General features: G+C 46.3%; 8 protein-coding genes. 2 read left to right on the top strand and 6 right to left on the bottom strand.

Translation table 11 applies throughout. The features are described from left to right. Positions 1–71: 71 nt before the first annotated feature. From cysQ to AB4623_RS21845, 4 genes are all read right to left on the bottom strand, one after another. Positions 72–899, bottom strand: coding sequence for a 3'(2'),5'-bisphosphate nucleotidase CysQ (cysQ, locus tag AB4623_RS21860; protein WP_017062477.1), 828 nt, complete (start codon positions 897–899; stop codon positions 72–74). 36 nt (positions 900–935) lie between these two features. Further along, positions 936–1487, bottom strand: coding sequence for an ADP compounds hydrolase NudE (nudE, locus tag AB4623_RS21855; protein WP_017062476.1), 552 nt, complete (start codon positions 1485–1487; stop codon positions 936–938). A 289-nt stretch (positions 1488–1776) separates the two neighbouring features. Next, positions 1777–2361 (bottom strand): Fe-S biogenesis protein NfuA, encoded by a 585-nt coding sequence (nfuA, locus tag AB4623_RS21850; RefSeq protein ID WP_004741449.1) that lies wholly within the window; start codon positions 2359–2361, stop codon positions 1777–1779. Between the two features lie 109 nt (positions 2362–2470). Then, entirely contained in the window at positions 2471–3184 is a 714-nt protein-coding gene (locus tag AB4623_RS21845) for a ComF family protein (protein ID WP_372147365.1), read from the bottom strand. 93 nt (positions 3185–3277) lie between these two features. Between AB4623_RS21845 and bioH the strand changes: the two genes are divergently transcribed. Both bioH and AB4623_RS21835 read left to right on the top strand, forming a co-directional pair. Then, the gene (gene bioH, locus AB4623_RS21840) at positions 3278–4054 is read left to right on the top strand and encodes a pimeloyl-ACP methyl ester esterase BioH (protein ID WP_017063077.1); all 777 of its coding nucleotides are present in this window, start codon (positions 3278–3280) and stop codon (positions 4052–4054) included. A gap of 353 nt (positions 4055–4407) precedes the next feature. Then, positions 4408–4881: a hypothetical protein gene (locus tag AB4623_RS21835; protein WP_017066129.1), complete on the top strand. Its 474-nt coding sequence runs from the start codon at positions 4408–4410 to the stop codon at positions 4879–4881. Between the two features lie 126 nt (positions 4882–5007). Here the strand turns inward: AB4623_RS21835 and AB4623_RS21830 are convergent, their stop codons facing one another. Both AB4623_RS21830 and greB read right to left on the bottom strand, forming a co-directional pair. Then, positions 5008–7338 carry a Tex family protein gene (locus AB4623_RS21830; protein ID WP_102428474.1) on the bottom strand — a complete coding sequence of 777 codons (2331 nt, stop codon included), beginning with the start codon at positions 7336–7338 and terminating at the stop codon, positions 5008–5010. A 663-nt stretch (positions 7339–8001) separates the two neighbouring features. Then, positions 8002–8484, bottom strand: coding sequence for a transcription elongation factor GreB (gene greB, locus AB4623_RS21825; protein ID WP_017062470.1), 483 nt, complete (start codon positions 8482–8484; stop codon positions 8002–8004). Positions 8485–8586: the final 102 nt, after the last annotated feature.

The following is an 8586-nucleotide window of genomic DNA, read 5'->3' as shown; positions in this document are numbered from 1 at the left end:
TCACTGAGGTGCCCGTTTTGTTTGTTCTGAGAATCTAGAGGATATCTGACGGTTAAAGGGAGCAAACTCGCCTAGTCTTTGCCTTGCAAAATTTCTACCCACGGTAAGTCGGCATCACCGAGCACAATGAAGTTTGGATTCTCAAGCGTTTCTCTTTCATTGTACGAAAGTGGTTCTAGTTGAGTACTTAAGATACGTCCGCCAGCTTCTTCAACAATGCACTGGGTTGCGGCGGTATCCCACTCTCCGGTTGGTCCAAGGCGCAGATAACAATCCACAGCACCTTCTGCTACTAAACATGCCTTAAGCGCTGCTGAGCCTAGAGGAACCAAATCATAATTCCATGCTGAGCTCATACGGCTAGTGATGCGATTGATGTCCTGGCGACGGCTGATCGCCATGGCGATTGACTGGTTTGGCAGCTCGTGACGATGCGTTTTGATTTTCACGCTGTCATTAAGGTCTGGGATCTTCCAAGCGCCTTTGCCACTGTAAGCGTAATAGCTCACACCTGAAACGGGTGCGTATACCACGCCCATCACTGGCTTGTTATGCTCGATTAGGGCGATAATTGTCGCGAAATCACCACTTCGTGCGATGAACTCCTGGGTACCATCGAGTGGGTCAACCAACCAGTAGCGATCCCATTGAGAGCGTTGCTCTAGGCTGATGTCGGCGTCTTCTTCGGATAATACGGGAATATCAGGCGTCAATTCACTGAGTTTTTTTAATATCAGCTTATGTGCTGCAAGATCGGCACTGGTTACTGGAGTGTCATCACTCTTAATGAACTCTTCGTAATCCTTTTTCTCGTATATCTCTAAGATGAGTTGACCAGCAGAGCGAGCAATCTCAATGACAGAGGGTAGGAGGTGAGACAAATCTTTTGTTATTGGCATAAATGTTCTCTTACTCTTAGAGCGAGCCTGAATGTTCTAGTTATTGTTTAATACACGAAGGCTTAAAAGCAGGGCTGTAATACTCCGAGCCTCACAGAAATCGAGATGTGTTAACAGTTCTTCGGCTTGAGCAAGTGGCCAGCGCACAATATCGAGAGGCTCTGGCTCATCACCTTCTAGCTTTTCTGGGTAGAGGTCTTCTGCAATAAACAGCGTCATTTTGCTAGAGAAGTAAGAGGGTGCAAGGATCACTTCCTTCAGCGGAGTAAGCTTGTTGGCACCGAAGCCTATCTCTTCTTTGAGTTCGCGAACGGCGGCTTCGTTTGGCTGCTCACCTGGATCGATAAGCCCTTTTGGAAAGCCAAGTTCGTAGCGTTCAGTTCCCGCTGCATATTCACGTACTAATAGAATATCGCCTTGCTCAGTAATAGGAACCATCATCACTGCGTTGCGCCCGCTGGGCTTCATGCGTTCGTAAGTGCGCTCTTCGCCGTTTGAAAAGCGTAAGTCGAGAGACTCGATAGAGAATAGTCTTGATTGAGCGACAGTTTGTTTAGCCAAAATCTCTGGCTTGGTCCTTTTCGTCATTGCGCTCGCTCCTTAGCTCATTGGAATTCTTTCTTATAAAGTCATTCTAATATAGGGGAAATGACCTTGAGTTCCTAGATCCGAGTTTTCATATCCGAAAATTATTGAAGCAGGAATCGATTACGATCACTTGAATACCTTACTCAAGATGGTAACGAGGTGAAAATATGGTTGTATAGCAAAAGAGTATAGAGAGAACGCGATAGTCCTAACTTGCTTATCCACATAACAAAAAAGGTTGATGCTTGCGCATCAACCTTTCAAATAACAACTAACACTAAATCAGTGATTAGTAGTAAGAGTGCTCACCACGATCGTGCTCAGTTGCATCACGAACAGCAGTCAGTTCACCTTCAAACTGTTGAAGAAGTTCTTTCTCGATGCCTTCTTTTAGCGTTACATCAACCATAGAACAACCGTTACAACCACCACCGAATGCTACAATAGCTGCGCCGTCTTCAGTGATTTCTACCAAGCTAACGTGACCGCCGTGACCAGCAAGTTGTGGGTTAACTTGTGTTTGAATTGCGTATTCAACACGTTCTAGAAGTGGTGCATCGTCTGCGACTTTACGCATCTTAGCGTTTGGTGCTTTAAGCGTTAGCTGAGAGCCCATTTTGTCAGTAACGAAGTCAATTTCAGCTTCATCTAGGAACGGTAGGCTTAGCTCATCTACGTATGCAGAGAAAGCTTCGAATTTAAGCTCTGTGTCAGACGCTTCGATAGCATCTGTTGGGCAGTAAGAAACACCACACTCAGCGTTTTGTGTGCCTGGGTTTACCACGAACACACGAATGTTTGTACCTTCAGGCTGCTGTGACAGCAGATTGGCAAAGTGAGTTTGAGCTGTTTCTGTAATAGTAATATTTGACACGACGAATACCTGAGTAGATTTGTAGGTTATTAGCGCCATTCTACTCCTGTCAGATTTGTAATTCAGCCCTTTTTTGTTGGATTGCTGTACAAGTAGTGATTCACAGCTTTTATCCAGAGGGCTCAGGAGTGCGGCAGATGCAGTAAATATCAATCCTTTTAACGTCCACTTCAAGTAGTAATTGGCATAATTGATACACAGTACTGCCGGTGGTTACAACATCATCAATTATCGCGACGTGAGAGGGGATAGTTCCTTGAACGTCTTGTTTTCGCAGCGCAAAAGCGCTCTTTAGATTGTGTAATCGTGCGGATTTAGTCAGCCCCTGCTGGGAAGCCGTTGAGCGAATTCGACGAAAGAGCACATCACTTTCAACGCCAAGCTCTTGAGCCGTGTAGTCGGCTAGCAGCTTACTTTGATTAAAGCCGCGATGAGTATATCGACGCCAATGCAGCGGCACGCTGGTGATCAGCGGAGCAGGATATTCGATACGTGATGCCAATAGCTTAGATAGATCACGTGCAAACCAAAACTTATCAGCGTACTTCATTTGCTGAATATAACCTGCTGTCGGAAAGGTGTAGTCCCCAACGCAATAGAGACGATGCCAAGGTGGAGGTTGAGATAAGCACTGTCCGCCCTGCTCTACTGTGAGCAGTGTTTTTAAACCACATCGTTGGCAGCGTGGTACTGGCTGAAAGAGTTTGAGACAAGAATTGCACCATCGAGGATGTGTATCACTGGGCAGTTTATCAAGTTTGCACAGGTGGCATTGAGGTGTGACCAGACGTGGTGTGTGTTTTTGTAGCCAATCGGATAACATAGCTCGTGATGCTTTTGGGTTATGGTGTTCCTTTTGCTCACCATACTGAAAAGCGCGGATTATCGCTGATGGAAAAAGTAGGGAATATTGAGAATGAGTGACGCGTTATATTGGCATGTTTCTGGGCAAGGGCCTGATTTAGTACTGGTTCACGGCTGGGGAATGAACGGTGCGGTATGGCAACAAACCGTTAATGCATTACAAGCTGATTTTCGAGTGCATGTTGTCGATTTACCAGGGTATGGACACAGCGCGCACTGCCACGCTCAAGATCTTGAAGAGATTGCTCAGCAGCTTTTGGCCGAAGCACCAAAGCAAGCGATTTGGGTGGGTTGGTCACTTGGAGGCTTGGTCGCAACGCACATGGCTCTCCATCACTCAGATTACGTGAGCAAGCTGGTGACTGTCGCCAGTTCTCCCAAATTCGCCGCTGCAAAAGAGCCCGTGTTATGGCGAGGCATTCAGCCCAACGTATTAAGCGCATTCACCGAGCAACTGGTTGAAGATTTCCAAACCACCATCGAACGCTTTATGGCATTGCAAGCCATGGGCAGCCCTTCAGCAAGGCAAGATGTAAAACAACTCAAGCAAGCGGTGCTGTCTCGCCCGTTGCCGAACCCTGACTCATTATTGGCAGGATTAAAGATGCTGTCGGATGTCGATCTGCGTGAACAACTGCCTGAGATTTCAGTACCAATGCTACGCTTGTATGGTCGATTAGATGGATTGGTGCCAATCAAGGTTGCGAAAGACTTAGGCACAGCCTTGCCTCATACCGAGCAATACATATTTACCCAGTCTTCGCATGCACCGTTTATGACCGAAGCGGATGCCTTTTGCAGTGAGCTTGTCAGCTTCGCACAAAAATAATTGCTAAATATATATCCGGCTTGGTCGATATATAAGCTAATACCAATCACAGTAAGTAAGTGTTCAAAAATAGCGTAGGTAAAAGGCTTGAGAACAAGGCAGCTTTTTTTTGACAAGTAGTTTCGATAAGTAGTTATTCTACAATCAAAAAATCTAACGCCGTTATCGAGCATTTTAACAAGCTAGGATGATCAGTTATTTACTACGATTGGTATAATACCAACGTGTTGCATGATACTCAGACCTAACTCTCTCCAGAGCTGATTGCGCTAAGTTGGGCTATGCCTGTTGTGCGCTCTCGGTACAACAGTGTTATGGCAATATTGATGGGCGATTCTTGAGGAGAGTTCGCGATGATTGTGTCACCTGCAACTGCAGTGAGTGTGCCACTAATCGCCCCGTCCGTTAATGTGCAAACAGAGCAAGTTGCGCGTGATAATAGAGTCCGAGAACCTATTGCTCCCGCAGTAGCATTGGCGAGAACCAATGCAGAGCGTAAGGTAAAATCAGACGATAAACGAAGGCAGCAGTCGGCTTGGGATCCTTCAGACCATCCAGGTTATGAAATGGAGAACGAGTCAGAGGCCAATTCGGTTAGCCAAGAAGAGCCACAAGACCCTTTTGATCGGCTGTTCAGCTTATTGGCACTGAAAACATACAGTGCTGATCAAGGCAAAGGTTATACCATGCGTTTCCGCCTGCCAAAGCATGTTTTAGATGCGGCGATTCAGGAAGGACAGATGGAGAAACGACGTAAGGTCATAAAGTATCATTATGGTCATGCTGTTGCGCCTCATGCTCCATCAGAGATGTTGGTGGTCTTATAAATCAAAAGTTTACGAGTCAACCAAGCTTCGATGTCTTTTTTGAACACATAATAAAAAAACCTGCATACCCTAAGGGATGCAGGTTTTCTGTTTTAAGCACATCAGCTTTTTAGATGAGCTAATGGATTACTTTTTCGCTTTAGCAAAAGCGGCAGCGAATGCTCCACCCATTGCAGCGTTTTGTTGCGGCTCTTCACGACGGCGTTGGCCACCTTGCGAGTTTTGATTCGAGCGGTTTTGTGTACGAGGTGCACTTGAACGTTGAGCACGGTTGTCTTGTCCAGGCTCGTCCTTCATACGCATGCTTAGTGCAATACGTTTACGCTGAACATCCACTTCCATCACCTTCACTTTCACGATGTCGCCCGCTTTAACCACTTCACGTGGGTCAGAGACAAAGCGATCGGTCAGCGCTGAAATATGAACTAAGCCATCTTGGTGAACACCAATATCAACGAAGGCACCAAAGTTAGCCACGTTCGATACCACACCTTCTAGAATCATGCCTGGTTCTAGGTCTGAAACGCTGTTTACGCCATCTGCGAAGGTTGCAGTCTTGAACTCAGGGCGAGGGTCGCGTCCCGGCTTATCCAGCTCCTTGATGATGTCGGTGACCGTTGGAACACCAAAGTTTTCATTGGTGTAATCAACCGCGTGCAAACCACGTAAGAAGTCGGTGTTACCTACCAGAGATTTGATGTCTTTGTGGTTTTTCTCAGCAATGGTTTTCACTACTGGGTAAGCTTCTGGGTGAACCGATGATGCATCTAACGGGTTCTTACCATCCATAATACGTAGGAAACCAGCACACTGTTCAAAGGCTTTTGGCCCTAAGCGAGCGACTTTCTTTAGCGTAGTACGTGCTTCGAAGCGACCATTCTCATCACGGAAATCCACGATGTTCTGAGCGATGGTGCTAGAAAGGCCGGCTACGCGAGTAAGTAGCGCGGCAGACGCTGTATTCACATCAACGCCTACGGCGTTTACACAGTCTTCGACAATCGCATCTAGGCGCTTAGCGAGCATAGTTTGGCTCACATCGTGTTGGTATTGGCCCACACCGATCGATTTAGGGTCAATCTTCACTAGCTCTGCCAGTGGATCTTGCAGACGACGAGCAATAGACACCGCACCACGAATTGATACATCCATGTTCGGGAACTCTTTTGCAGCTAGTTCAGACGCGGAATACACCGATGCGCCCGCTTCGCTAACAATGATCTTTTGCGCTTTTAGGTTGCCGCGTTTAATTACGTCAGCCACAAAGCTGTCGGTTTCGCGTGAAGCCGTACCGTTACCAATCGCAATCAAATCAACATTGAATTGACGAACCATCTGCTCAACCACGTGTGCCGATTTGTCGTATTGCTTTTGAGGTGGGTGAGGGTAAATAGTTTCTGTTGCCAAAACCTTACCGGTTGAATCCACGACAGCGATTTTCGAACCGGTACGTAAACCTGGGTCCAAGCCTAAGGTTGCTCGAGGACCAGCTGGCGCTGCCATGAGTAGGTCTTTTAGGTTGGTTGCGAATACTTCAATCGCTTCGATCTCTGCACGCTCTTTCATTGCGCCCATCAATTCAGTTTCCATGTGCATAGAAACCTTAATGCGCCATGCCCAGCTGATCACTTGCTTACGCCACGCGTCCGCAGGAGCACTGCTCAGAGTAATGCCGTAGTGATCAGAGATAATGTTCTCACAGTATGAACCACGTACACCTTCTTCTTGCTCAGGATCGGCATTCATCGCCAGTGTTAGGAAGCCTTCATTGCGGCCACGCAGCATGGCAAGTGCACGGTGAGACGGCACTTTGCTGAGTGTTTCGTTGTGCTCGAAGTAGTCTTTGAACTTCTCGCCTTCTTGCTCTTTACCTGTCACTACACGAGCGACTAGCTCTGAGTTGCGTGTTAGGTGTTGGCGAATCTTTTCTAGTAGGTTTGCGTCTTCCGCAATGCGTTCCATGATGATCGCACGAGCACCATCGAGAGCAGCTTTGGTATCGGCAATGCCTTTATCGTTGCTGATGAAGTTCGCCGCTTCCGTTTCTGGATCGTGCTGTGGTTCATTCCACAGTGTGTCGGCAAGTGGTTCTAAGCCCGCTTCAATCGCGATCTGGCCTTTAGTACGGCGCTTTGGTTTGTATGGCAGGTATAAATCTTCTAGGCGAGTCTTGCTGTCTGCTTGAGTGATATCACGCTCGAGTTCTGGCGTGAGTTTTCCTTGGTCTTGAATCGACTTAAGAATTGTTTGGCGACGATCGTCTAGCTCGCGAAGGTATGAAAGGCGGCTATCAAGGTTACGTAGTTGGGTATCGTCTAAGCCACCCGTAACTTCTTTACGGTAGCGGGCAATAAAGGGAACGGTGTTACCGTCGTCAATTAGGTTTACTGCGGCAGTGACTTGCTCAGAACGGACATTCAGTTCTTCAGCGATCAGTCGACAGATAGCTTGGCTCATCCGATGAATCTCTTATTTAATATCATGACAAATACATGGGGGTGAGCGTACGCTTTTTCTAGCTTTGGCTGTGTAATTATCCTGTCAGAAGTCGAATTTCCGTTTCTGATACCCGCTTTGTGCGAGATCTCTTACAAGTGATGTGAGACTAAGTCGCTTTAGACCGATGAAATCGTCTTGATGTTACACTAAGTTGCTGATTTTATTTGATTGTGTGTTTGTGGGCGTATTTCTCACCTGAAATGTTTTTTAAGACTATCTAGGAAACACGGCCATTTGCCGTAATATTTAACTTGTCGACAGGGAGTTGGCAGGAACAGGAAAAAGCCTAATGGACTAGGTATCTTCAGGATGAAGATTTGATTACTTAGGATGAGTAGTCAGCAAGGAAGTGATAATCTCTGGATGAGATTCGCCAGTCAGGATGACAGGCTAGAATGGACACCGCTAGGATGGCGATGAACAAAAAGGAAATTGGTTAAAGGATTTAGCCACTATCAAGGAAAGATGCAGGGAGCACCTTATCTCGAAGAGATAAACAGTAGCCGGATTGCTGCGATAGAGACTTAACCCCGCTAGGCGAAAGCCTTGCGGGGTTTTCTTTTATCTGGAGTTTGGGTTTGCTGAACACTCAGTTTATCGCTAAGTGTTTATTAAGTTTGGTTATTCGTTGTCTGCGTAGCGAATCGAGTTAATGAACCACTCTTTGTCGCCTTCCGGTGTTTTTACCGTAAACTCGTCATCTACTTCTTTCTTGAGCAGAGCTCTAGCCATTGGTGAGTCGATAGAGATATAGCCTTTAGCATCGCCGTAGATCTCTTCAGGGCCGACAATACGAAACTTCTTAATTTCCCCATCATCATTCTCAATTTCCACCCAAGCACCGAAAAATACCTTACCTTCTTGTTGCGGCGAGTAATCAACGATAGTTACATCAGGTAAGAACTTGCGTAGGAAACGCACTCGGCGATCAATTTGACGAAGCAAACGCTTATTGAAGGTGTAATCTGCGTTTTCTGAACGATCTCCAAGGCTTGCAGCCCAAGTGACTATCTTAGTAATTTCAGGACGTTTCTCGTGCCATAAGTGGTCATGTTCTGCTTTGAGCTTGTTATAACCTTCTCGGGTGATAAGTTTGGTTTTCATAAATCTGACTTAATGAAATGATGATCTAAGATAGAATATATAGAAAGGCAACATACGTTAACAATTATTTAGGCGACTTTTTCTCCAATAATGTTACATTTT

The sequence above is a fragment of the Vibrio sp. 10N.222.52.C12 genome (genome assembly GCF_041474215.1).
Classification (GTDB): domain Bacteria; phylum Pseudomonadota; class Gammaproteobacteria; order Enterobacterales; family Vibrionaceae; genus Vibrio; species Vibrio crassostreae_C.
Note: the sequence above shows the minus strand (reverse complement) of the source record. Positions and strands in the feature narration are given on the sequence as shown.